The sequence below is a fragment of the Pseudomonas sp. PB105 genome (genome assembly GCF_009764655.1).
Taxonomy (GTDB): Bacteria; Pseudomonadota; Gammaproteobacteria; order Pseudomonadales; family Pseudomonadaceae; genus Aquipseudomonas; species Aquipseudomonas cyclaminis.
The window spans coordinates 1-23,353 of sequence record NZ_RWIO01000048.1 but is presented as its reverse complement, the minus strand read 5'-3'; the positions used below and the strand labels follow the sequence as shown (position 1 = coordinate 23,353).

Here is a 23,353-nt window from a genome sequence, read left to right as displayed (position 1 = left end):
CAGCCCCTTAGAAACTCTGAGAAATACGCAGCGCCACGGTGTAACCCTCGGCACGGTTGCGCGCGTCGGTTTCCTTGTAGGCATGCAGCCAGATCGGAGGCAGGCCCGGCGAGAAGTAACTCACCGCCGGCCCGACCGCCAGCACCCGCGCCCGGTTGCCCGATTGCAGCCCTGGCGCATCGTCATCGCTGAACTGGCGGTAGTAGTAACCGCCCACCCCCACCGTCCACGGCCCGAGATGCTGGCCCACGGCAAACTCGTGGCGGTACTCGACACCGTTTTTGTAATCGGTTGCGGGGTTGCGCGTGTTGACGTCGACTTCAAAGCTTGAGGAAACCTCGAAGCCACTGTCGCTGAGGTAGGTGGCGTTGACGATCGGCGAGAACGTCCAGTGATTGAGACCGGGCGAAATCAACCGGTTCTTGTCGTAGTCACCGGTCGGCGCCTGGATCTGCAATTGCGTGTTGATGAACAGATTCGGCGAGAGGTTCCATTGCAGGATCACCGGCAAGAATTGCACATCAGCCAAGCGAAACGGGTCGGCTTCCAGGCTCAAGGGCCCCATCGGCGTCGGCACCTTGACCGAAGCGTCCATCTTGAAAAACGGCACCACCACGCCAAACCCATAATTGGCACCCAGGATGGTGTGATCGGTCATGCGCATGTAGGCGACGCCAATCGACAAGACGTCCAGCGAGAAATGGTTGTCGACAGAACGGCCGTTGCGGTCTTTCTGCACATTGGCCGAGTAGAACGCCGTGCGCAGGCCCAGGGTGCCGAACGGCGTGGCGGGCGGCATCATCCCCGCGCCAAAGTCATACACCCCGACTGCGGTAGTCGGCGCGCCGTTCTCGGTGGCCTGCACGCCGGCGCAGCAGCCGAGCAGCCCCAGGGTGAACAGCATCTTGCCTGCGGTGCGTGCGTTATTGTTATTGCTCATCGAATGCCCCTCCCATCAAGTGGTGTGGGTCATCCTAGGCAGCAGCGCAGTGGGCGGGTTATCCGTTTTCAGCAGAGTTGCGTGCGACGCAGGGTCTGTGACGGGCTTTCGCCAAACATGGCGCGGTAATCACCGGAGAACCGGCTCAAATGCCAGAAACCCCAGCGTGCGGCCACGTCCTGGACGCCCTGGGATTGCGTGCTCATTCGCAGTTCGCGACGCACTGCATTGAGGCGCAGCGCACGCAAATACGCCACCGGATTGATCCCCAGGGTTTCCTGGAAACAGTATTGAAGTTTGCGCCGGCTGGCACCGATGTGGTTGCACAGGTCGAGGATCGACAACGGCTCGTCGAGGTGACTCAGGGCATATTCGCGAGCACGATCAACCATCCGTTTGCGGGCAGTGGGGGTGAGCGTCGGCGCCTCGTCCGGCGCAATCAATTCGAGCAAGTGCAGCATGACCGCATCGCGCAGGCCACGGCGGATCGAGTCGTGACCCAGCAACGCCTCACGCCGCTGGTCACTGCCCGACAGGTCGTCGAACCACGCCGCGAGTTCACCTTGCACAGACGACTGGCCCAAGCGGTAACACTTGGGAAGATCGGTAATTCGAAAATGGCTGCCCTGGCGTTGCAAGACATGCTCCAGCGCCTGCTCTTCAATCGCCACGCTGAGCAGATCCAGGTGCTGGGGGGTGTGCAGTTCAGGAAGATTATCGCCACGGGCAACCAACAGGCTGGACTCATAAATCGGATGCCCCGAGCAATACACCGGGCCGTGGGCACTCAAGGGAATGCTGAAGGTGATCGCACCGTTCCAGGCCGCACCGCTCTTGATCAAGGCCTGATTAGAGCGGTCGCGCACCAGTTGCATCCAGCCCGAGCGGAACTCGATCAGCTCGCCTTCAAAGGCTCCCGGCGAGACTTGGTCGTAGCTGACGTGCCAACCCCCCAGGTTGCGCGCATGTTCATCGATGTCACGGGTCAGGAAACGCTGGAGAGGTAATGCCGATCCGACACCCGGTACGGGCACAGGCATCTGCCCATTTTTATTATTCATTGACCCCACCTTTCTCGGTTGCACGGTTTACGGTCGGGAATCACGCAAGTTCCATTCCGCGTTCAAGCTGCGCGGCGTATTTGTGCCGAAAACGGATAGCCGGCGCTCGCGGCGCCTCGAACGTTGAACGCGAATTACTGGATCCACAAATAAAGAAAACGACCGATAATCGCCCAACAAAACAGCGGATACGCCTTGACTCTTCAACCAGCGAACAATTTAATGGATCCATTAAATAAAAATAACGCTCAGCCTGGAGAGTCACCATGTACCCCAAGAACACGTGGTATGTCGCCTGCACCCCCGATGAAATTGCGCACAAACCCCTGGGTCGACAGATCTGTGGCGAAAAGATGGTGTTTTATCGTGGTCAGGAAGGCGCCGTGGTCGCGGTCGAGGACTTCTGCCCCCACCGTGGCGCGCCGCTTTCGCTGGGCTATGTCGAAAACGGCAACCTGGTCTGCGGTTACCACGGCCTGGTGATGGGCGGCGACGGCAAGACCGTCGACATGCCCGGCCAGCGGGTGCGTGGCTTTCCCTGCAACAAGACCTTTGCCGTGGTGGAACGCTACGGATTCATCTGGGTCTGGCCCGGCGATCAGGCCCAGGCCGACCCCGCACTGATCCATCATCTGGAATGGGCCGAGAGTGACCAGTGGGCCTACGGCGGCGGCTTGTTTGATATTCAGTGTGACTACCGCCTGATGATCGACAACCTGATGGACCTGACCCACGAAACCTACGTGCATGCTTCCAGCATCGGCCAGAAGGAAATCGACGAGGCGCCGCCGGTGACCACGGTGAACGGTGACGAAGTGGTGACCGCCCGGCACATGGAAAACATCATGGCCCCGCCGTTCTGGCGCATGGCCCTGCGCGGCAACAACCTGGCCGATGATGTGCCGGTGGACCGCTGGCAGATCTGCCGCTTTACCCCACCCAGCCACGTGCTGATCGAAGTCGGCGTGGCCCATGCCGGCAAGGGCGGCTACGACGCCGCGCCCGAGCACAAGGCCGCGAGCATCGTGGTGGACTTCATCACCCCGCAAACCGACACCTCGATCTGGTACTTCTGGGGCATGGCGCGCAACTTCAACCCCAAGGATGAGGCGCTGACCGCGAGCATCCGCGAAGGCCAGGGCAAGATTTTCAGCGAAGACCTGGAGATGCTCGAACGCCAGCAACAGAACCTGCTGGCGCACCCGACGCGCAACCTGCTCAAGCTGAATATCGACGCCGGCGGCGTGCAGTCGCGCAAGATCCTGGAGCGACTGATCGCTCGCGAACGCGCCGGAGAGCCAACATGATCGAGGTCGTGGTGACGTCCCGGCGCACTGAAGCCCAGGACATCTGCAGCTATGAGCTGGCCCGCGTCGACGGCGCGCCGCTGCCTCCTTTCAGTGCCGGCGCGCACATCGATGTGCACCTGCCGGATGGGCTGATCCGCCAATATTCCCTGTGCAATCACCCTGAGGAACGTCATCGCTACCTGATCGGCGTGCTCAACGATCCTGCCTCCAGGGGCGGTTCACTCAGCCTGCATCAACAGATCCACGAAGGCAGCCGCCTGACCATCAGCGAACCGCGCAACCTGTTCCCCCTGGCCCACGACGCCCGGCGCAGCCTGCTGTTTGCCGGTGGCATCGGCATCACCCCGATCCTGTGCATGGCCGAGCGGCTGGCCCATACAGGCGCCGATTTCGAACTGCATTACTGCGCCCGCGCCAGTGAGCGTGCGGCGTTTGTCCAGCGCCTCAAGGCGTCGCCGTTTGCCGAGCGGGTGTTCCTGCATTTTGATGAGCAGCCTGACACGGCGCTCGATGCCGCCCAGGTATTGGCGGCCCCCGAGGCCACTGTGCACCTGTACGTCTGCGGCCCCGGCGGCTTTATGCAGCATATCCTCGACAGTGCCCGCGCCCAGGGCTGGCAGGAAGACTGCCTGCACCGTGAATACTTCTCGGCGGCGCCGGTGGACAGCAGCGCTGACGGGTGTTTTTCGGTGAAGGTCGCCAGCAGTGGCCAAGTCTTCGAGATACCCGCCGACAAAAGCGTGGTGCAGGTCCTGGAAAGCCACGGCATCGAGATTGCCGTGTCCTGCGAACAAGGGATTTGTGGCACCTGCCTGACCCGCGTGCTGGAAGGCATACCGGAGCACCGTGACCTGTTTCTCACCGAGCAGGAGCAAGCCGTGAATGACCAGTTCACGCCCTGCTGCTCGCGGGCGAAAACGCCGTTGCTGGTGCTGGATATCTGAACCGCGTCACGACGCGGGCAGGATCACCTTCATGCGCGCGTCGGCGGTGGCTGAGCTGAAAATCTCGGCGTAGCGCAGGGTCGCGTTGGCATGTTCGCGCATGATGGCTTCGGCTCGCGCACCCTGGCGGTTGACCAGCGCGTCGAAGACCGAATGGTGTTGCATATGGGCATAGTTGAAGCGCCGGTATTCGCGAACCATGTCTTCGCGGTCCACCGCCAGCGCGGTCACCGAGGCGAATGGCAGATGGTCATTGCGCGCCAGGGCGTCGGCAATGGCGGGGTTGTGGCTGCCTTCGACAATGACTTGGTGAAAACGCATGTTCAGGTCGTGATAGACCTCAAGATCATCCTCGGTCACATAGCCTTTTTCGAACAGTTGATCGCCCTCGACCAGGCAGCGCTCCAGCGCGGCGCGTGCCTCGCTGGATAAGCCCAGCTCGGCGGTTTGACGTGCAGCCAACCCTTCGAGCACGCCGCGCACTTCAACCGCGCCGGCGATGTCGCTGGGGCTGACCGAGCGCACCTGATACCCGCGCCCGCCAAACGGCACCAGCAGCCCTTCCTGTTCAAGGGTGCGGAACGCCATGCGCACCGGCATGCGCGACACATCGAAACGTTGCGCCGTGGGGATCTCCATCAGGCGCTCGCCTGCGGCCAACTCCCCGCTGGCGATCATCTTGCGCAGTGCAACCAGCACCAATTGACCGGGCTTGCTCATCCAGGCAACTTCCAGAACTCGTGGGCCGCCATAGTACCGCAAGCGCCTGCCGCCGTCAGACGAACGCCAGCGCGGCCCGCGCGCCGTCGATCGCGCCCAGGTGCTGAGCCAGCCGCGATGGCAGGTAATCAAAAAAGAACCCGGCGCTTTGCAGCTTGGCGCCGCGCACCGGATCTCCTTCGGGCAATGCCCTGGACACCCGTGCGGCCCGCGCCCAGGCAAACGCCAGCAGCGCAACGCCACACAACTGGAGGAAGTCCGGCGCGGCGCGATAAGGGTATTCGCTGTCTTCCTGGGCATGCTCACGGATGGCACTCACCACCGCATCCAAGGCGTCGCTCAGGCTGCCAAGTGCCAGGCAGAACGCCGCGCATTCGACATGCTCGCTGCCCTGCGCGGCCTCGGCCCGCAACTCGTCCAGCAGCAGGCCGAACGAGCGACCTTCATCCCCCAGCACCTTGCGCAGCAACAGGTCATTGGCCTGGATCTCATTGCTGCCCTCGTAGATCATCGCGATACGGCTGTCGCGCAGGGTTTGCTCAATGGCGAACTCGGCGACGTAGCCGTAACCGCCGAAAACCTGCAAGGCATTGCTGGCCTGGCGAAAACCCTGCTCGGTGAAAAACGCCTTGATGACAGGGGTCAGCAACTGCGCCAATGGGTCGGCCTGATCCAGCAGGTGCGCAGCCCAATAACCGATTGCGCGCATGCCCTCGCTGGTGGTGCGCAGCTCCAGCAACACGCGGCGCATGGCCGGGTGATAACGGATCGGGTCGGCCGCCTGGGCTGCCACTTCTTCTGGCCTGGACGGTGCGCGCATCTGCACGCGCTCAGTGGCGTACTGCCGGGCGTTCTGCCACGCCGCTTCGGCATGTCCCAGGCCTTGCAGGCCCACGTGCAGGCGCGCCGAATTCATCATCACAAACATCGCCGCCAGGCCGCGGTTGGCGTCTCCGATCAGCCAGCCCTGCGCGCCCTCGAACACCAGAGAACAAGTGGCGCTGCCCTTGATGCCCATCTTGTGTTCAAGGCCGTCACAACGCACGCCATTGGCCTGGCCGTCGTCCAACCGCTTGGGCACCAGGAACAGTGAAATCCCGCGACTGCCCGGCGGCGCATCCGGCAAGCGCGCCAACACCAGGTGCAGGATATCGGGCGTGAAGTCATGCTCGCCGCCAGAAATAAACAGCTTGCTGCCGTTCAGGCGGTAACTGCCATCCGCCTGGGGCTCGGCGCGACAACGCAGCAAACCGACGTCGCTGCCGGCCTGGGGCTCGGTCAGGCACATGGTGGGCAAGGCCTGGCCGCTGACAATCTGCGGCAAGTAGCGCGCCTGCAACCAGGGTGCGGCGTGGGTCTTGAGGCACAGGTAGGCGCCGTGGGCGATACCGGTGTACATGGCCCAGGCGTGGTTGCTGGCATAGAGCATTTCTTGCAAGGCCGCGTCCAGCAGCTGCGGCAAGCCCTGCCCGCCTGCTGCCTCGGCGCACGCCAGCCCTGGCCAGCCACCGTCGACGTAAGCCTGATACGCCTCGGCAAACCCGTCCGGGGTGCTGACCTGGCCCGCGTGCCAGCGGCAGCCCTGACGATCACCGCTGCTGTTCAGCGGCGCCAGCACGCCCTGGCTGAAGCGGGCTGCCTCCTCCAGCACTTGCATCGCCAGGGGCAAGTCCAGGGTTGCCCACGCAGCGGGCGCCTGCAGCCAATGTTCGAGGACAAACTGCATATCGCGCAGGGGCGCCTCATAGCTCCACATCGGGACACCTCATCGAATAAGTCGTGTGTTCAAGCGCGCCAGGCGGGGTTCTCGATCAGCAGCGCCATGCCCTGCCCGCCGCCTACGCACGCGGCGGCAATGCCGTAGCGCAGGTTGTGCCGGCGCAGTTGCCGGGCCAGCGTCATGACCAGACGCAGACCGCTGGCAGCCAAGGGATGCCCCAGCGCAAGTGAGCCGCCCAGGACGTTGAGCCGGGCGCTGTCCAGCTCCAGCTCCTGGGCCACCGCGAGCACTTGGGCGGCCTGGGCTTCGTTGATCTCGACGCGGCCGATTTCGTCCAGGCGCAACCCGCTGCGGTGCAGCAACAGGCGGATCGCCGGGGCCGGGCCGATGCCCATGAACGCCGGGGCCACGCCGACCACTGCGCTGGCCACCAACCGGGCCAGGGCCGGGCGCGTGCAGTCCGAGGCGCGTCCCACCAACGCTGCCGCCGCGCCGTCGACCACCGCACAACTGTTGCCAGCGGTCTGCACGCCATCGGCATGCACGGCGCGCAAACGTGCGAGTGCGTCAAGGTCGGTGGGCCGTGGATGGCTGTCCTCGATCACCGCAGCGGCTCGATGGGCCAGGGTGAGGCGCCGGGGTTGGTAACCGTCAAGCTCGAACACCTGGTTATCGACGGGGACGATCTCTTCAACCCAGGCCCCCTCACGCTGCGCCTGCAATGCGCGCTGATGGCTGTCACAGGCGTACCGATCAACCGTCTCGCGGCTCAGGCCATAACGGCGCGCGAGGTTATCGGCGGTGGCAATCATGTCCAGGCCGGGGGCCGGGTCGTAGAGTGCCTCCCACAGAAAATCCTTGAATTGCACCTCGCCCCCCAGGCGAAACCCGCCCCGGTGGGTGTAGGCCGCAATCGGGTTGCGCGACATCGATTCCGCCGCCACGCACAAGGCCAGTTGCACCTCGTCGCGCAGTTGTTCAGCGGCCTGGCGCAGCAGCTCGAAACCGGTGGCGCAGATGCGCTGCACCCCCAGCGCCGGGACCGATTGCGCCACACCGCTGTACAACCCGATGTGTCGTGGCAGCAAGTAGGCATCGAAGCTGGCCTGGGCCATGGAACCCGCCAACACGCTGTCCACCGCCTGCGGATCGATACCGGCCCGGGCCAGCACTTCACGGCCGACCTTGATCCCCAGGTCGATGGGCGACACGTGGGACAGCGCGCCGCCGAGATCGACCCACGGCGTGCGCACCGCCTCGAAAATCGCCGCGTCGGCAAACGCCGAATACTGCCCGGCCCCGCTCAAGGCTTGGGCCCGGCGCGCAGGATCGTTGGATCTTCACCGCGATACAGCGCCTCGACCTTGGCCGCACGCCATTGCAGTACGGCACGCTGGTTGATCGAACTTTTATCGGTGATTTCCCCCCGGTCGATGGACGCCGGCTCGTCGAGCACGGCAATCCATTCCAGGCGACTGGCATTGCCGGTGGCCTCGCGATTCAGGCGCTGCAACCAGTCGCCGAACCATTGGCGCACCGGCGCGCTGGCCAGCACCTCGGCGTCGCTGGCATCAGCGCTCAAGCCCGCCAGACGGCGGCATTCGTAAGCTCGGGGGAACACCAGAGCGCCCAGGCATTCGCGGTCCGGCGCGGCAATCACCAGGTCCTGCACATAGGGCGAGCCTTCGAGCACCGCACGATTGCGCAACGGGCCGACGCTGACAAATACCCCGGACGACAGCTTGAAGTCTTCAGCAATGCGCCCGTCGAACATCAGCCCCAGTTGCGGCTGACGGGGATCGGCAAGCTTGATCGCATCACCGGAACAGTAGAAACCCTGCTCATCGAACACTTCGGCGGTTTGCTCCGGCGCCCGCCAGTAGCCCGGCATGATGTGCGGTCCGCGAAAGCGCCCTTCGAACTTGCCGTCCAGCGGCACCAAAGCCACCTCGCAGCCCGGCGCAGGCAAGCCGATGTAGCCGGCCATGGACAACGGCCCGGTGGTGAAGGTGCAGGACGGCGCGGCTTCGGTCATGCCGAGCCCGGCCATCATGCGGATGCGCTCACCGCAGTGCAGCTCGGAAACCCGGTCGAGGCGGTCCCAGATACTTTGGGACAGGCCCGCCGCGGCGAAGAAGAACAGTTTCATCCGCGCAAAGAACCGTGTGCGCAACTCGGCGTCCTGCTCCAGGGCGCTGACCAGTTCTTCCCAACCCTTGGGCACGGTCAGGTAGGCGGTGGGCGAAATTTCCTTGAGGTTGCGCAAGGTCTCGGCAAACCCCTGGGCCGTCGGCTTGCCGTCGTCGAGGTAAAACGTGCCGCCGTTGTAGAGCACGATGCCGACGTTGTGGCTGCCGCCAAAGGTGTGATTCCACGGCAGCCAGTCCACCAGCACCGGCGGTTCCTCGCCGAACACCGGAAAGGTCTGCAACAGCATTTGCTGGTTGGCGCAGAGCATGCGCTGGGTGGTGATCACCGCCTTGGGCAGTTTGGTCGAGCCCGAGGTGAAGAGAAACTTGGCGATGCTGTCCGGCCCGGTAGCGTCAAACGCCGCTTGCGCCTCGGCGCCGGCCGGTGTGTTCAGCAAGCTGTCGAAGCTGACCCGATTGCGCCCGGGCACCTCACCGCGCACCGAGATCAACGGCGTCTCGGCCGGCAATACCGCCTCGATGGCGCGCTGGTAGGCAGCCGTATCACTGACAAACACCAGCCCCGGTTGCAGCAGGCCACACACATGCCGCAGCTTGGCGAAATCCTGGGACAGCAGCGAATACGCCGGCGATACCGGGCAATACGGAATACCGGCGTACATCGCGCCCAGCGCCACCTGCAAATGTTCGATGTCGTTACCCGACAACAAGGCCAGCGGCTTGTCCGCCGACAACCCGTAACTCAGCAAACCCTGGGCAATGGAGCGCACGCTGTCGAGCATCTCGCGGTAGCTGACGTGGCGCCACTCACCACCGGCCTGGCGTGCGGCGATAAACGTCTGCTCGGGCCGCCGTTGGGCCCAATGCACCAGGCGGTCGAGCAAGCGCGTGGGCAACTCGGCCAACGGCTCCAGGGAACGCATATGCAACACGCCCTGCTCTTCAGTGACCTGCACCGCTGCGTGGCCGATGGACACTTCGCGGTAGCGCGGCGCGGACGGGGGTTGCGGTCTGAATTCGGAACTCACAAGGGTGTCCTCCATCAAGGCGGATCAACGCCGCCTTGTTTTATTGTTATGTCGCGGTGCCGGCTCAGATCGGGTAGTGCCGTGGCCCGTTCTGCAAGGTCACCCAGCGCAACTGTGTGAAGTGCTCGATGGAGGCCTTGCCGCCAAAACTGCCATAGCCGCTGGACTTGACCCCGCCGAAGGGCATCTGCGCTTCGTCATGCACGGTCGGGCCGTTGATATGGCAAATGCCCGATTCCACCCGCTGTGCCAGGGCCAGGGCGCGGCCGGTGTCACGGCTGAAAATCGCCGCCGACAGGCCGAACTCCGAATCATTGGCCAGGCGCAGCAACGCTTCGTCGCCGTCACCGCGCAGCAGCACCGCCACCGGGCCGAAGGACTCTTCGCGGTACAAACGCATGTCTTCGGTGACGCCATCGATCAGCGTCGGTTGCAGGATGCTGCCGTCCAATTGACCGCCCGCCACTAGCCGTGCGCCCTTGCCCAGCGCATCGTCGATCAGCGCTTTGATGCGTGTACCGGCGCTGGCATCGACCAGGGAACCCAGCACCGAATCCGTCGCCGCCGGATCACCGGCGCGCAGGGTCGCCACCTTGGCCGCCAGCTTGGCCACAAAAGCGTCGGCAACCTTGGCATCGACAATCAGGCGCTCGGTGGACATGCAGATCTGTCCTTGGTTGAAGTAGGCGCCAAAGGCGGCAGCCGCGACGGCGGCGTCGAGGTCGGCGTCATCCAGCACCAACAACGGCGCCTTGCCGCCCAGCTCCAGCAACGCCGGCTTGAGATGGCGCGCGGAGAGTTCGCCGACGATCCGCCCGACATGGGTCGAACCGGTAAAATTGACCCGCCGTACGGCCGGGTTGGCGATCAGCCGTTCGACAATCGCCGCCGCATCCGCCGGGGCGTTGCTGATGACGTTGACCACGCCATCGCCCAGGCCGGCGTCCTGCAAGACCTGGCCGATCAGGCGGTGCACTGCCGGGCTCAGCTCCGAGGCCTTGAGCACCACGGTATTGCCGCAGGCGAGCGGCATGGCAATGGCGCGGGTGGCGAGGATCACCGGGGCATTCCACGGCGCAATGCCCAGCACCACGCCGCAGGGCTGACGCAGGGCCATGGCGAAGCTGCCGGGCACATCGGAAGGGATGACATCGCCGGTGATCTGGGTGGTCATCGACGCCGCTTCGCGCAGAATGTTGGCCGCCAGGCGCACGTTAAAGCCATACCAGTTGGCCATGGCGCCGGTCTCGCCGGCGGCCGCGATAAATTCGTCGCTGCGCGCCTGTAACTGCTCGGCTGCCTTGAGCAGCCGAGTGCGGCGTTCGTTGGGCGCCAGCGCCGCCCAGGCGGGGAACGCGGCCTGGGCAGCGGCCACGGCGGCGTCGGCATCTTCCAGGGTAGCGGCGGCGACCCGCGAGACCACTTCACCGGTCACCGGGTTGCGACGCTCGAAGGTTCGGCCGTCGCGTGCGGGGCACGACTGGCCGCCAATCAACAGGGGCACGTCCAGCATGGTGATTCCTCTTTATTGTCTTTATCGGGAATACGTTCAAGCAGGGTAAAACGGTGCGGCCCGCAGGCCGCGTCCTTCAGCGTTTATACGCCTGCAGGCCAGGCTTGATGCTCTTGTCGTCGAGGAATTGCTTCATGCCCTGTTCGCGACCGCCTTCGGTGTCGAGCAAGCGCGATTGGTCGAGCTTGGCGTACAGGTAATCCTCGTTCTGCTCCCAGGTCAGTTCGCGGCAGCGCTTGAAGCCATGCTTGGCGGCACGCAGCACCACCGGGTTTTTCTCCAGCAGGTTGCGCGCCAGCTCAATGGTGACTTCGCGCAGTTGCGCCAGGGGTACGCTTTCGTTGACCAGGCCCATTTCAGCGGCTTTCTGCCCGCCGAAGGTCTTGCCGGTCATGATGTAGTAAAGCGACTGGCGATGGCCCACGGTGTCGGCCATGGCCTTGCTCACCAGGTTGCCCGGCGGAATGCCCCAGTTGATTTCCGAGAGGCCGAAGGTGGCTTCGTCGGCGCAGATCGCCAGGTCGCACGCCACCAGCGGGCTGAAGCCGCCGCCGAAGCACCAGCCGTTAACCATGGCGATGGTGGGCTTGGCGTACATGCGCAGCAGTTTCCATTGCCATTGCGAGGCTTCGCGGCGGATTTTTTCCTGGAGGATCTCCGGGCCGGCGTCCACTTCGCGGAAATATTCCTTGAGGTCCATGCCAGCCGTCCAGGCTTCACCGGCGCCGGTCAGCACCAGCACACCGGCGGCGGGATCCTGTTCCAGGGTTTCCAGCACGTCGATCATTTCCCGGTTGAGGGTCGGGCTCATGGCGTTGCGTTTTTCCGGGCGATTGAGAATGACCCAGGCGATGCCTTCCTCGATCTCAACCTTGACGGTGGTCCAACGGCCTTCGTAATTGCTCATGGCGGTGTGCTCTTGTTCTGGGTTTGAAGATGATTCGAAATTAAACCGCAAATATAGTTATGTCAATTAACTATTAATCAGCGTAACCAATATTTAACGGCAGTGAAAAAACCGGCATAGCCACAGCGCGCCAACCCCGGCAAACTAGATAGCCTTCTTAACCGCTACTCTCTGAGGATTGCACTGCCAATGGCCAAGCCTTCCAACATCGCCGCCACCAGCCAGGCCCTGCCCGACAATGACGAGGTACAGCCGCCGCTGGATTCGGCCCTGGACGATCTGATCGGTTATGCCATGCGCCGCGCCCAGCTCAAGCTGTTCCAGAACCTGATCGGCCGACTGTCCGACCACGACCTGCGCCCCGCGCAGTTCTCGGCCCTGGCGATCATCGAGCAGAACCCCGGCCTGATGCAGGCCGACCTCGCCCGCGCCCTGGCCATCGAACCGCCCCAGGTGGTGCCATTGCTGAACAAGCTGGAAAGCCGTGCCCTCGCCGTGCGCGTGCGCTGCAAGCCGGACAAGCGCTCTTATGGGATTTTCCTGAGCAAACCGGGCGAAGCCCTGCTCAAGTCCCTCAAGGACATCGCCGCGCAGAGCGACCTCGACGCCACCGCAGCCCTGGACGTCGAGGAACGTGCAGAACTGCTGCGCTTGCTCAAGAAGGTCTATCAGGACTGACCCCGCGACTTACCACAGCGCCACGGTGTAGAGCACCAGGAAGCGGGTCTGGTTCTCATCGCGAAACGCCGCGCCGCCAGGGAAGTCGTTGCGGTAGATCGACTTGCGCGCCATCAGCCCGACGTTCTTCAGCGGGCCACTCTGGATCACGTAGCCCAACTCCATCTGGAACTCGCGCTCCTTGCGGTCCTCGGCATTGAACGCCGCCAGCTCGATGTTATCGCCGCGCACATAACGCAGCCGCCCCTTCAGCCCCGGCACCCCCGAGGCCACAAAGTCATAGTCGTAGATGGCCTGCCAGGTGCGCTCCTTGGCGTTGAGAAAATCCGAACTCATGGTCAGTTCGCTCATGCCCATCAGCTCGGTGCCGGAGATGTACGGTGTGGCCGTGTCCCCGCTGGAATGCATGTAGCCCAGGCTGACGCGATGCCCACCGAAGCGGTAGCCGAACAGTGCCGAGAGGTTGCGGTTATCTACATTGCCCGCCTTGGCGCTGCCGTCCTCGCGACTGAAAAAACTGCGCAGGTCGCTGCTGAAGACGCCCTCGCCCAGCGGCAGGTTGTGCAGCAACGCCAGGGTGTCCTGTTGGTAGAGGTCCGCCACTTCGGCGTGATAGGCGCGCAGGCTGAGGTCTTTATTGACCTGATAGTCACCGCCGACGTAAGCCAGGTGTGAGGTGGTCGCTGTCGCGTTGAACCGCCGATTGGGCGAGGCGATGGTCATGGCCTGGTAATCGGTGGAGTCGCGCTTGTTGATGCGGTCGATATAGCCGGTATTGAGGGTCAGCCCGTCGATATCCTTGGAGCTCAACGTGGCGCCACGAAAGGTCTGGGGCAGCAGGCGCGACGGGCTGGCGAAGGCGAATGGCAGGAAGATCGACACGTCGCCGGCCTTCACGGTGGTTTGGGCAAACCGCAATTTGGCCGTGGGCGCCAGGCGCGAGTATTCATCGGCGGCGCGCTTGTCGCCGGCCGACACCGGCAACAGCTCGGTGCCGCTGCGGTCTGGCGACGAGTCGAGCTTGACCCCCATCAGCCCGCGCACATCCAGGCCAAACCCCACGGTGCCAGGGGTGTACCCGGACTCCAGGTTGAGGATGAACGCCTGGGCCCATTCCCGCGCGGCGGTCTTGGCGCCGTCGTCCTTGTAGTCACGGTCCAGGTAGTAGTTGCGCAGCGTCAGGGTGCCATGGCTGTCGTCGATGAACCCCGCCGCCCACAGCGGAGTGGGCAGCACACCGAGCATCAGCAGTGCACTGATCAGGCGTGGAGTGCGATTCGACACACAGCAGGGCGCCGCGACGGCGTCCGTGGGGAGGTTTGGCATGTTCGATGTCCATTTTTTGTTGTTGTTTTTGGGGTGGTACACACTTGGCCCAACGGGCTTGGCGGACAGAGAATGGAAACAGCCGCGGCGCTTCGTCAACCGCCACTGACCGATAATCGAACGTTAATAAACCTACCTATTTTCCTATTGCCTACCCGCACTCATCCCAAACCGCTGAGTTAGACGGCTTGCTCCATGATTTCGCGCAGGGGTTCGGCGCCGTTCTTTTTATAGTTATATTTGTTATCTTAATTGCCAGCAGCCGGTCAGGCTCGCCACCACAACAAAAACAACAATGAGGTTTGCCCATGAACAGTCCATCGCGTCGTTCGACGCTGACGATCGCTTTGTGTTTTATCGTTGCGCTGATCGAGGGGTTCGATCTGCAGGCAGCCGGCACCACCGCCGCCGGGCTGCGCCACAGCTTTGCCCTGGATCCGAAAATGCTCGGCTGGGTGTTCAGCGTCGGGATCATTGGCCTGCTGCCGGGGGCATTTTTTGGCGGGTGGATCGCCGATCGTATCGGCCGCAAGAAGATCCTGGTGATCGCGGTGCTGCTGTTCGGGCTGTTCTCCTTGAGCACGGCATTTGTGCAGAGCTACTCAAGCCTGTTGCTGGTGCGCTTCCTGACCGGCCTGGGCTTGGGCGCGGCGCTGCCCAACCTGATTGCGCTGTGTGCCGAAGCGGTGAGCGAGCGCAATCGCGGTACCGCGATCAGTGTCATGTACTGCGGCGTGCCGCTGGGTGGCGCATTGGCCGCCGTGGTGGCGATGTTTTCCAGTGAGCACTGGCAGACCACGTTCATCATCGGCGGCCTTGCGCCTTTGCTGGCCGTGCCGCTGATGATCCTGCTGCTGCCCGAATCCACCGCCTTTCGCCAACAGGTCGACCACACCCAAGGCGCCCGCCCTTCCACGGGCCAGGCGCTGTTCGGCGAGGGTCGCGCCCGTACCACTTTGGCGTTATGGCTCAGTTATTTCTTTACCCTGACCGTGATGTACATGCTGCTTAACTGGCTGCCTTCGTTGTTGCTGGAGCAGGGTTTCAGCAAACCCCAGGCGGGCATGGTGCAGATGCTCTTCAACATTGGCGGCGCCCTCGGTTCACTGCTGGGCGGTGTGCTGCTGGACCGTTGCAATGCGCTCAAAGTGGTGCTGTTCGTGTACGCCGGGTTGCTCGCGGCGCTGGCCGGGGTTGGTTTGTCGGTGGGCATCGTGCCGATGGCCATCGCTGGCTTCGCCGCCGGATTGTTTGTGATGGCGGCGCAATTGGTGCTGTACGCCAGCGCCCCGCCCGCCTACCCCACGGCGGTGCGTGCCACCGGCGTGGGTGCGGCCGTGGCCATCGGCCGACTGGGCTCGGTGGCCGGGCCGCTGGCGGCCGGGCAACTGCTTGCGGCAGGTGCCGGCACCGCCGGCGTGCTGCTGGCGACCTCCCCCGGCGTGGTGATCGCCGCACTGACCATCATCAGCGTGATGGTACGTGCGGCGCCCCGGAACCTGCCTAGAACTGGTGCAACCAGTTAAGCACCAGCTTGTTGCCCTGAGTGCGGTTCACCGCTTCCTGCTCAAAGTACGCATTCACCGACAGGACATTCTCCTTGTTGAATGCGTACACCAGGCCTGGGCCGATGGCCCAGACCTTTTCCCGCCGCCCACTCACCCCATGCCCGTCCACCTGGGTGTCGGTGATCTGCTTCAACCAATAGCCATTCAAGCCCACGCTCAATTGCTGGTCGATTGCGTACTGCAGCGTCAGGTTGGCATGCAGCGCCTGCCCGGCCTGGGTGTCGGAAACATCGCCAAAGCTGGCCGACGGTTGCTCATTCTTGCCATTCCACAGGTACATGAACCGCCCGCTCGTCGACCACTTCGGGTTGAACCAGTACGTCGCCGCGTAGTACGGGTTGAAGGACCAGAAGTTGCTGCCGGGGTTGATCGAGCGCTTGCGGTCATAGGCACCGACCGGAATCGCCACATCGACTTCGACCCGCTGGGTCAGCAGCGGGCTGCCATCGGCGCGGCTCAGGGTCGGCAATTGCAGGAAGGGACCGACGACCACGTCGCCAAAGCCTGCACGGGAACTCAGCGCCGCGTTATTCAAACCATCGTCCACATCCACGTGGGCCAGGGATGTGTTGATCACGGTGAATCCGGGCATCGCACCATTGGCCAGGGGTTGGCCGACATAGATGATCTGCGTGGTAGGCGCCACCACTTCCACGTCCTGCCTGGGCAAGGCCAGCTTGTTGCCGTTGGCATCATTGAAGCGGCTGGCGCGCGAATACGTCAGGTATTCCTCCAGGTACCAACCGGGCCCGGCAGGCGCTGGCGAGCCATCGTAGAAACTGGTGCTGCCCAGGTTGAGTCCGGGCAGGTCGTAAGCGTGTGCAGCGGATGACAGTGCAATAAACGTGATGGCCGCAACCGGCCGCAAGATAGGCTTGAGCATCCTGGATGTCCTGTATTTTTGTTGTTGTTCAAGACCCCCGGCACGGTGGCTCCGCACCGGGGCATGGCGCTGAAGCGCGCCCTACACGTAGGCGGCCGCCAACCCGCCGTCCACCGGCAGGTTGACCCCGTTGACCCAGCGCGCCGCGTCCGAACACAGGAAGGTGATCACCGACGCCACCTCATCGGCCAGGGCCGGACGGGTCATGCGCTGGCTGTCCTGGGCCACCCGCTCCGGCCCGAGCATGCTGACGAAATCGCCGAGGATCGGCGTGAATACCGGCCCCGGCGCGACGCAGTTGATGCGCACCGAATGGTCGCGAAACCAACCCTGGGATTGCTGCAGGCTCCAGACAATCAGCGCCTCCTTGAAGTATTGATAACAAGTGGCCTGTTCGACCGGATTGGCCGCCAGCCACTGCTGCCCGGCGCTGAAGCTTTCGGTCGCCGCCAGCGCTTTGTGCAACGCCAACCGCTGCGGCCATTGCGCGCCGAGCACCGAGGCCACATTGACGATGCTGCTGCCCTTCGGCATGCGTGGCAGCAGCGCTTGAGTCAGATGGCGCAAGCCCAGGTAATTGACCTCGGCCACCGTTTGCACCGGCGCCGTGCCAGGCACGCCAGCAATGTTGCACAGCGCATCGACCCGCTGCGGCAGACGCGCCACCAGTGCATCGATGCTGGTGGGATCGCTCAGATCAGCATGGAAAAAGCCATCGAGCGTCAACTGTGGTTCATGGCGATCGACGCCGATCACGGTGGCGCCCTGGAAGCGCGCCAAGCGCGCGACCTCCGCACCAATGCCCGAGGCCACGCCGGTCACGATCAGGGTTTTGCGGTACAGGTTCATGTTCAAGCCCTCTTATTGTTTTGTTGTCTAGGCAGGTGTGAGCCGAGGCTCAGAAGGGATAGCGGGGCGGCGAGTTTTTAACGGTGACCCATTGCCACTGGGTGTATTCATCCCAGTCGGCCGGCCCGCCCACGCTGCCGCCATTGCCCGAGGCGCCGCGCCCACCGAAGGGGTTGACGCATTCGTCGGCCACGGTCTGGTCATTGATGTGCAGCAGGCCGCAATCAAGCCGTTCACCTATGGCCATGGCACGCCCTACCGAGGGCGAAATGATCGCGGCCGAGAGGCCGTACTCCGTGCGGTTGGCCAGTTCGATGGCCTCCTCGTCCGTGGCAAAACTGACCACCGTGGCCACCGGGCCGAACACTTCGTCCTCAAAGGCGCGCATGCCCGGCCGTACGCCACTGAGCACCGTGGGCTGGTAGAACAGCTGGTCATATTCGCCACCGGCCTCAAGCCGTGCGCCCGCCTGCAGGCTGTCGCTGACAATCTCGTGCACGCGCTGCAGTTGGCGCTGGTTGATCAATGGGCCGAGCGCGGCCTCGCCCCGGGCGGCATTGCCCACGGTGAGTGCCCGGGCCTTGTCCACCAGCTTGCGGGTCAGGCTGGCGGCGATGGACTCATGGACCAGAATCAACCCGGTGGCCATGCAGATCTGCCCCTGATGCAGCCACGCACCCCACGCGGCATTGCTGGCGGCAAGGTCGAGGTCGGCGTCTTCGAGAATGATCAACGGGTTCTTGCCGCCCAGTTCCAGCGCGACTTTTTTCAGATGCCGCCCGGCTGTCTCGGCCACTTTGCGCCCCGCCGCCGTGGAGCCGGTGAACGCGATCATGCGCACATTGGGGTCGCGACACAGCGCCTCACCGGCCAGCGCGTCGCCGGGCAATACGTGCAGCAGGCCCTTGGGCAAGCCCGCTTCCTCGAAGAGTCGGGCGATGAGAAAACCACCGCTGACCGGCGTCTGCGGGTCGGGCTTGAGCACCACCGCATTGCCTGCCGCCAGGGCCGGCGCCACCGAGCGCAACGACAGGATCAGCGGGAAATTGAACGGCGAAATCACCCCGACTACGCCGTGGGGCTGACGCCGCGCATAGGACAAGCGCCCCGCCTCGCTGGGCAGCACCAGCCCGTGAGGTTGGGACAACAGGCCCGCCGCCTGATGCAGCAACACGATCGCCTCGCGCACTTCGTGTTCGCCCTTGAACAAGGCGCCCCCGGTTTCCCGCGCAACGTACAGCGCCAGCTCGGCGAAGGACTGCTGCGCCACGTCCGCCGCCTTGCGAAACACCTCGGCGCGCTCCCGCGGACCGAGAGCGGCCCAGGCTGACTGGGCCAAGGCCGCGCTGCGACTGGCCACGGCAACATCGGCCGGGCTGGCCATGGCGCAGCGCATCAGCGGTTCGCCGGTGGCGGGTTCGATCACAGGGATCACGGCTCCCGAAGCGGGGATCCAATCGCCGTTGAACAGGCATTCGGACGCAAGGGCCCGCTGTAACAGGTGGGTGGTTTCAGACACTGACATGGCAACTCCCGGTTCTTGTAATTGTCATCGCCTGCACAAGTGCAAACGCCGCATCTGGGCTTGAGCAAAGGCTGTGCCGCTTGCGCACGGCGGCGCTGACATAAACCATCGAGGGCTCTGGGTCGGGGCTTTTCGCACAAAGCTTATTCACCGGCCGCCGGTTGGCGGCAAAAACCGGGGTGCTGGCACTTGTTCAATTGATAAGGTTATGTTTAGTAACTATCTGAGCAGTTACTCATTTCGTTCAATCGCTTTGCAGGGGCATAACAATGACTAATCCCCACAGCACGCCAGCCGATGCGCCCTACCATCCACGGGGCGACAGCCGCCAACTCAGCGACAGCAGCTCGCCGACGCCTGCGGAACTGACCGACTGCCTGTTCTTCTCTCCCGAAGACGGGCGGATCTGGCTCAACGACCAACGCATGTTGCTGCTGCACAGTTCCTCGTTCGGTGCCCTGCGCAGGGAAGTCATCGAGCGCCTGGGCCTGGAGCAGGCGCGTGGCCTGTTCACCCGTACCGGCTACGCCTCCGGTGCGCGGGACGCCAGGCTGATCCGCGAGCGCTGGCCACACGCCGATGCGGCGGCCGTGTTCCGCGCCGGCACGCATCTGCATACCTTGGAGGGCATGACCAAGGTCGAGCCGCTGCACTTCAAGTTCGACGCCGACTCGGGCTTTTACGAAGGCGAGTTTCTCTGGCACCACTCCTGCGAGGCCGATGAGCACGTGGGCGCATACGGCATCGGGCAGGACCCGGTGTGCTGGACAGAAACCGGCTATGCCATCGGTTTTGTCAGTGGCCTGTTCGGGCAACTGGTGATTTTTCGCGAAGTGGAATGCCGAGGCATGGGCCACAGCAGTTGCCGGGTGGTGGGCAAGACAGCCGAACAATGGGGTGACGTCGAGCAGGACCTGCGTTACCTCAACGTGTCCTCAGCCATCACCCACACCGCCGCCGCCCCCGCACGCCACAGCCCGGTCGACCACGTTGCCGACTCCAGCCCGTCTCAACCCATGGTGGGCGCCAGCGCGGCGTTCAACGCTGCGATGCAGGCCCTGCAACGCGTTGCGCTGACGCCCGCCACCGTGCTGATCAGCGGTGAGTCCGGCGTGGGCAAGGAAATGTTCGCACGCCAGTTGCACCAGCTCAGCCGTCGCCACGATGGCCCGTTCGTGGCGCTCAATTGCGCGGCCATCCCGGACAACCTGATCGAAGCTGAACTCTTCGGTGTGGAACGCGGTGCGTACACCGGTGCCACCCACTCTCGCCCAGGGCGTTTTGAACGGGCGCAGGGTGGCACGCTGTTTCTGGATGAAATCACCTGTCTCAGCCTGGCCGGGCAAAGCAAACTGCTGCGGGCGTTGCAGGAGCGCGAGATCGAACGGGTCGGCGGCGTGCAGGGCATCAAGGTGGATGTGCGAGTGGCAGCGGCCACCAATATCGACCTGCGCAAAGCGGTGGCTGAAGGCACGTTTCGCGAAGATCTGTTCTATCGGCTGAATGTCTACCCCATCGCCCTGCCGCCCTTGCGTGAACGCCGCGATGACATCCCGCTGTTGATCAACGCATTCCTCACCCGCTTCTGCCAGGAATACGCCCGTACGCCCGTGGGCCTGACCATGCGCGCCCTGAAAGTGCTGCTGCGCTACGACTTCGCGGGCAATGTGCGCGAGCTGCAAAACCTGATCGAGCGCGGCCTGATCGCCAGCGACGAAGGCCAGGCCATTGATCTGGTACACCTGTTTCGCAATGAGCCGATGCCGGCGGACCCTTACGGCCTGGACGACCATGGCAGCCTGTCCAACACCGCGCCCTCGCAGCGCCCTGCACTGTTGGACACTCTCGGTCAGTTGGACCAGGGGTTTTCCATCGAAGGCCTTGAATCACGCCTGATCACCGAAGCGCTGCAACAGAACGCCGGCAACCTGGCGGCGGCGGCGAGGCTTGTGGGGCTTAGCCGCGCTCAATTTGCCTATCGGTTGAAGAAGCATCAGCGGCAAACCTCTTGAACGGCAATTAGTGCTTTAAAAGCTTTACCCAATTAAGTATTTTGCAGGCATATCGAGCCCCCTTTGAATCGTGACCAGGAGCACCCGTGACCGGACTGCGTGAACGTCAGAAAGCCGAGCGCCGGCAAGCCATCAGCCAGGCGGCCATCGAACTGTTTGAGCGCCAGGGTTTCCAGAACACCACCATCGAGCAGATCGCCAGCCAGGCTGGCGTGTCGGCGCCCACGGTGTTCAAGTATTTCGGCAATAAGCAGGAGATCATCCTGGAAATCCTGCACCACGCCGACCAGCGCGCAATCACCGACACTCGCAGCCTGATCCATGACTTCGAGGATCCGGTCGATGCGCTGTGCCACCTGGAACGGCTGCTGACGGGCTACGCCCTGGAAGTCATGCACCCCAGCCTCTGGCGAGAATTGCTGCCGCTGATCCTGTTCGGCGGCACCAACGCATTACCCGCCGGCTACCGCGCCATGAACGATGCGCTCAGGGCCGAGATCAGCCAACTGCTGCGCGAACTGCAACTGGCCGGCAAGCTGCGCCCGCAACTCGATGTGGAACTGGCGGCGTTCCTGTTGAACGACTATTCACATTTGCAGCTGTTCAGGCTGGTGAATCAGGAGCAACCGGACATCGACGCGCACTCGCTGCAGGTCAGGCGTATTACTGAGCTGTTGTTCTATGGCATGCAGGCTTGAATCCATGGCCGACCTGGCAGCATGGCGGATTGACTGACACCCTGGGATCGGCTGTGTCGCCGACGCAGCCTCGCTTGCGCTCGACAGCTGCGCCGGTGGTTACGCCACTTGGCTGGACGTTGAAAGCGGCTTCTACTCGATGGCGTGCTCAAGTTCGGTCATCGGTGAAATCGGTACCACGGTCGGTCGTAACATCAACAACTACTCAGCGGACGGATATGCCACCTGGTTTTTAAGGGCACCATTGAAAAAAATGCCCCGCACAGCGAAGTGCGAAGCATTTTTTGCTGGGCCCTGAAGCTTATGTACTGATGACAGTGACAGAGCTGCCACCATAGTTGGAGACATAGAGCGTGGAGCCGTCTGGGCTGATAGCGACCCCATACGGGCTATTGAGCCCTACCACTGCATCAATGACGGCTTCTGCATGAGTGTCTATGATTTTCAGGCTGTTATTACCGAAGTCCGTGGCATAGGCGAATGGTTGTGTGGGGTGCATGACAATGTCGTAGGGAGTGCTGAAACCCGTAAGGGTTTTACGGATGACGTTCGTGCCCGTATCCATAATCTTAATGTTACCGACATATGTATTCGCTACGTACAGTCTTGGCTTGGCACTTACGTTGTGAGGGCTGTAAGCCATGCCAAAAGGGGCATCGAAACCCGCCAAGGATCCCACGGCGGTATTGCTTGGCTGGTCGACGGTGTATACGTGGGTGTATGCCCCCACATAAATGCGAGAATTACTGGGGTTTAGCGTCACTGAAAAAGGGGACGAGTACCCGAGTGTGTACAGGCGCGCACCGGAGGAGGTGTCGTGGGTATACAGCGCAGAGAAAGTGTTGCTAGTAACATATAAGCGCGTTCCCAGCGTATTCAAAGCAAGTGCGTACGGAGTAGCGATACCCGTTATTTGGTTGATAAATGCATAGCTGGTAGTGTTGATAACGGTAACTTGTCCCGTGCCCACGTTGCTTACATACAGGATGCCGCCGTTGGGACTGATAGCGATGGCGTGTGGGTTGCTGAAACCGGTAATGGTATAAATAACTCGATGGGTGACCGTCGAAATCACTGACACCGAATGAGAGGTCGAATTGATAACGTAAACTCGACTGCCATCGGGGCTTACGACCAGTCTTGCCGGTGCACCCCCTACTTCGACATGGGTAATGATCCCCGCCTTTTTTTTAATCGAATAGGACGGTTTGCCCAATTGTACGGCGGTGTTCCTGTCACCGAAACCGTCCATTGAAACCAGTGTGTTAACCCGAATTTGGCTGCCATTGGGCCGCGAGCGCAGGTACGTGCCGGGGATGATTTGCACGATTTTCTTCGCGCTCGACTCTGCGGGCGTCAGCGGGTCGCCATTACGCAGCACATAGTCTGGCGTCCCATCGTCATGTTCGAAGATGATCCAAACGGGCTGCCCTGTCGTCATGAAGGTATAGGCCAGCACCTGCACGGTATTGTTGGCATTGGCATCGACTTGGCCCGCGTGGGCTTCGGGGATGGTCACCA

Annotated in this window: 19 protein-coding genes; 6 read left to right on the top strand and 13 right to left on the bottom strand. The window is 62.9% G+C overall.

Annotation, left to right across the window (positions count from 1 at the left end):
• Positions 1-7 precede the first annotated feature (7 nt).
• Positions 8-940: a transporter gene (locus EJD88_RS13065; RefSeq protein ID WP_099585045.1), complete on the bottom strand. Its 933-nt coding sequence runs from the start codon at positions 938-940 to the stop codon at positions 8-10.
• Positions 941-1,008: 68 nt separating this feature from the next.
• On the bottom strand, positions 1,009-2,001 hold the full coding sequence (locus EJD88_RS13060) for a helix-turn-helix domain-containing protein (protein WP_112194597.1): 993 nt from the start codon (positions 1,999-2,001) through the stop codon (positions 1,009-1,011).
• Between the two features lie 266 nt (positions 2,002-2,267).
• Between EJD88_RS13060 and EJD88_RS13055 the strand changes: the two genes are divergently transcribed.
• Entirely contained in the window at positions 2,268-3,308 is a 1,041-nt protein-coding gene (locus tag EJD88_RS13055) for an aromatic ring-hydroxylating dioxygenase subunit alpha (RefSeq protein ID WP_112194595.1), read from the top strand.
• A complete protein-coding gene (locus EJD88_RS13050) occupies positions 3,305-4,255 on the top strand; it encodes a PDR/VanB family oxidoreductase (protein WP_099585048.1) in 951 nt (316 codons plus the stop codon). The genes EJD88_RS13055 and EJD88_RS13050 overlap by 4 nt, the downstream gene beginning before the upstream one ends.
• A 6-nt stretch (positions 4,256-4,261) precedes the next feature.
• Here EJD88_RS13050 and EJD88_RS13045 read toward each other — a convergent pair whose 3' ends face one another.
• The 6 genes from EJD88_RS13045 to EJD88_RS13020 all read right to left on the bottom strand — a co-directional run bounded on the left by EJD88_RS13045 (position 4,262) and on the right by EJD88_RS13020 (position 12,293).
• A complete protein-coding gene (locus tag EJD88_RS13045; RefSeq protein WP_112194593.1) occupies positions 4,262-4,975 on the bottom strand; it encodes a GntR family transcriptional regulator in 714 nt (237 codons plus the stop codon).
• Positions 4,976-5,030: 55 nt separating this feature from the next.
• Positions 5,031-6,731 (bottom strand): acyl-CoA dehydrogenase, encoded by a 1,701-nt coding sequence (locus EJD88_RS13040; protein WP_158878144.1) that lies wholly within the window; start codon positions 6,729-6,731, stop codon positions 5,031-5,033.
• Positions 6,732-6,760: 29 nt separating this feature from the next.
• Positions 6,761-8,002: a thiolase family protein gene (locus EJD88_RS13035; RefSeq protein ID WP_158878143.1), complete on the bottom strand. Its 1,242-nt coding sequence runs from the start codon at positions 8,000-8,002 to the stop codon at positions 6,761-6,763.
• On the bottom strand, positions 7,999-9,873 hold the full coding sequence (locus tag EJD88_RS13030; RefSeq protein WP_158878142.1) for a feruloyl-CoA synthase: 1,875 nt from the start codon (positions 9,871-9,873) through the stop codon (positions 7,999-8,001). The genes EJD88_RS13035 and EJD88_RS13030 overlap by 4 nt, the downstream gene beginning before the upstream one ends.
• Positions 9,874-9,937: 64 nt before the next feature.
• A complete protein-coding gene (locus tag EJD88_RS13025; protein ID WP_099585052.1) occupies positions 9,938-11,386 on the bottom strand; it encodes an aldehyde dehydrogenase in 1,449 nt (482 codons plus the stop codon).
• Positions 11,387-11,462: 76 nt separating this feature from the next.
• On the bottom strand, positions 11,463-12,293 hold the full coding sequence (locus EJD88_RS13020) for a p-hydroxycinnamoyl CoA hydratase/lyase (RefSeq protein WP_010567568.1): 831 nt from the start codon (positions 12,291-12,293) through the stop codon (positions 11,463-11,465).
• Positions 12,294-12,482: 189 nt separating this feature from the next.
• On the opposite strand from EJD88_RS13020, the gene EJD88_RS13015 reads away from it, so the two are divergent.
• Complete coding sequence (locus EJD88_RS13015) at positions 12,483-12,971, top strand: MarR family winged helix-turn-helix transcriptional regulator (protein ID WP_099585053.1); 489 nt, start codon at positions 12,483-12,485, stop codon at positions 12,969-12,971.
• Between the two features lie 9 nt (positions 12,972-12,980).
• On the opposite strand, the gene EJD88_RS13010 is transcribed toward EJD88_RS13015, so the two are convergent.
• Positions 12,981-14,297, bottom strand: a complete 1,317-nt coding sequence (locus EJD88_RS13010) for an OprD family porin (protein WP_158878141.1) — start codon at positions 14,295-14,297, stop codon at positions 12,981-12,983.
• Between the two features lie 308 nt (positions 14,298-14,605).
• On the opposite strand from EJD88_RS13010, the gene mhpT reads away from it, so the two are divergent.
• Positions 14,606-15,823, top strand: coding sequence for a 3-(3-hydroxy-phenyl)propionate transporter MhpT (mhpT, locus tag EJD88_RS13005; RefSeq protein ID WP_112194582.1), 1,218 nt, complete (start codon positions 14,606-14,608; stop codon positions 15,821-15,823).
• Here the strand turns inward: mhpT and EJD88_RS13000 are convergent.
• From EJD88_RS13000 to EJD88_RS12990, 3 genes are all read right to left on the bottom strand, one after another.
• A complete protein-coding gene (locus tag EJD88_RS13000) occupies positions 15,801-16,748 on the bottom strand; it encodes a transporter (RefSeq protein WP_158878140.1) in 948 nt (315 codons plus the stop codon). The genes mhpT and EJD88_RS13000 overlap by 23 nt on opposite strands.
• A gap of 81 nt (positions 16,749-16,829) precedes the next feature.
• A complete protein-coding gene (locus tag EJD88_RS12995) occupies positions 16,830-17,597 on the bottom strand; it encodes a coniferyl-alcohol dehydrogenase (protein WP_158878139.1) in 768 nt (255 codons plus the stop codon).
• A 49-nt stretch (positions 17,598-17,646) separates the two neighbouring features.
• Positions 17,647-19,122, bottom strand: coding sequence for a benzaldehyde dehydrogenase (locus EJD88_RS12990; RefSeq protein ID WP_158878138.1), 1,476 nt, complete (start codon positions 19,120-19,122; stop codon positions 17,647-17,649).
• A gap of 269 nt (positions 19,123-19,391) precedes the next feature.
• Between EJD88_RS12990 and EJD88_RS12985 the strand changes: the two genes are divergently transcribed.
• Both EJD88_RS12985 and EJD88_RS12980 read left to right on the top strand, forming a co-directional pair.
• Positions 19,392-21,134 carry a sigma-54-dependent Fis family transcriptional regulator gene (locus tag EJD88_RS12985; protein ID WP_158878137.1) on the top strand — a complete coding sequence of 581 codons (1,743 nt, stop codon included), beginning with the start codon at positions 19,392-19,394 and terminating at the stop codon, positions 21,132-21,134.
• 86 nt (positions 21,135-21,220) lie between these two features.
• Positions 21,221-21,832, top strand: coding sequence for a TetR/AcrR family transcriptional regulator (locus EJD88_RS12980; RefSeq protein WP_099585060.1), 612 nt, complete (start codon positions 21,221-21,223; stop codon positions 21,830-21,832).
• A gap of 301 nt (positions 21,833-22,133) precedes the next feature.
• Here the strand turns inward: EJD88_RS12980 and EJD88_RS12975 are convergent.
• On the bottom strand, positions 22,134-23,353 hold a 1,220-nt coding region (locus EJD88_RS12975), incomplete at its 5' end, for a YncE family protein (RefSeq protein WP_158878136.1).

What these genes read in the sequence shown, in the direction of transcription:
- EJD88_RS13065 (WP_099585045.1), bottom strand. Translation starts at nt 940, where the DNA reads ATGAGCAATAACAATAACGCACGCACCGCAGGCAAGATGCTGTTCACC.
- EJD88_RS13060 (WP_112194597.1), bottom strand. Translation starts at nt 2,001, where the DNA reads ATGAATAATAAAAATGGGCAGATGCCTGTGCCCGTACCGGGTGTCGGA.
- EJD88_RS13055 (WP_112194595.1), top strand. Translation starts at nt 2,268, where the DNA reads ATGTACCCCAAGAACACGTGGTATGTCGCCTGCACCCCCGATGAAATT.
- EJD88_RS13050 (WP_099585048.1), top strand. Translation starts at nt 3,305, where the DNA reads ATGATCGAGGTCGTGGTGACGTCCCGGCGCACTGAAGCCCAGGACATC.
- EJD88_RS13045 (WP_112194593.1), bottom strand. Translation starts at nt 4,975, where the DNA reads ATGAGCAAGCCCGGTCAATTGGTGCTGGTTGCACTGCGCAAGATGATC.
- EJD88_RS13040 (WP_158878144.1), bottom strand. Translation starts at nt 6,731, where the DNA reads ATGTGGAGCTATGAGGCGCCCCTGCGCGATATGCAGTTTGTCCTCGAA.
- EJD88_RS13025 (WP_099585052.1), bottom strand. Translation starts at nt 11,386, where the DNA reads ATGCTGGACGTGCCCCTGTTGATTGGCGGCCAGTCGTGCCCCGCACGC.
- EJD88_RS13020 (WP_010567568.1), bottom strand. Translation starts at nt 12,293, where the DNA reads ATGAGCAATTACGAAGGCCGTTGGACCACCGTCAAGGTTGAGATCGAG.
- EJD88_RS13015 (WP_099585053.1), top strand. Translation starts at nt 12,483, where the DNA reads ATGGCCAAGCCTTCCAACATCGCCGCCACCAGCCAGGCCCTGCCCGAC.
- EJD88_RS13010 (WP_158878141.1), bottom strand. Translation starts at nt 14,297, where the DNA reads ATGCCAAACCTCCCCACGGACGCCGTCGCGGCGCCCTGCTGTGTGTCG.
- mhpT (WP_112194582.1), top strand. Translation starts at nt 14,606, where the DNA reads ATGAACAGTCCATCGCGTCGTTCGACGCTGACGATCGCTTTGTGTTTT.
- EJD88_RS13000 (WP_158878140.1), bottom strand. Translation starts at nt 16,748, where the DNA reads ATGCTCAAGCCTATCTTGCGGCCGGTTGCGGCCATCACGTTTATTGCA.
- EJD88_RS12995 (WP_158878139.1), bottom strand. Translation starts at nt 17,597, where the DNA reads ATGAACCTGTACCGCAAAACCCTGATCGTGACCGGCGTGGCCTCGGGC.
- EJD88_RS12990 (WP_158878138.1), bottom strand. Translation starts at nt 19,122, where the DNA reads ATGTCAGTGTCTGAAACCACCCACCTGTTACAGCGGGCCCTTGCGTCC.
- EJD88_RS12985 (WP_158878137.1), top strand. Translation starts at nt 19,392, where the DNA reads ATGACTAATCCCCACAGCACGCCAGCCGATGCGCCCTACCATCCACGG.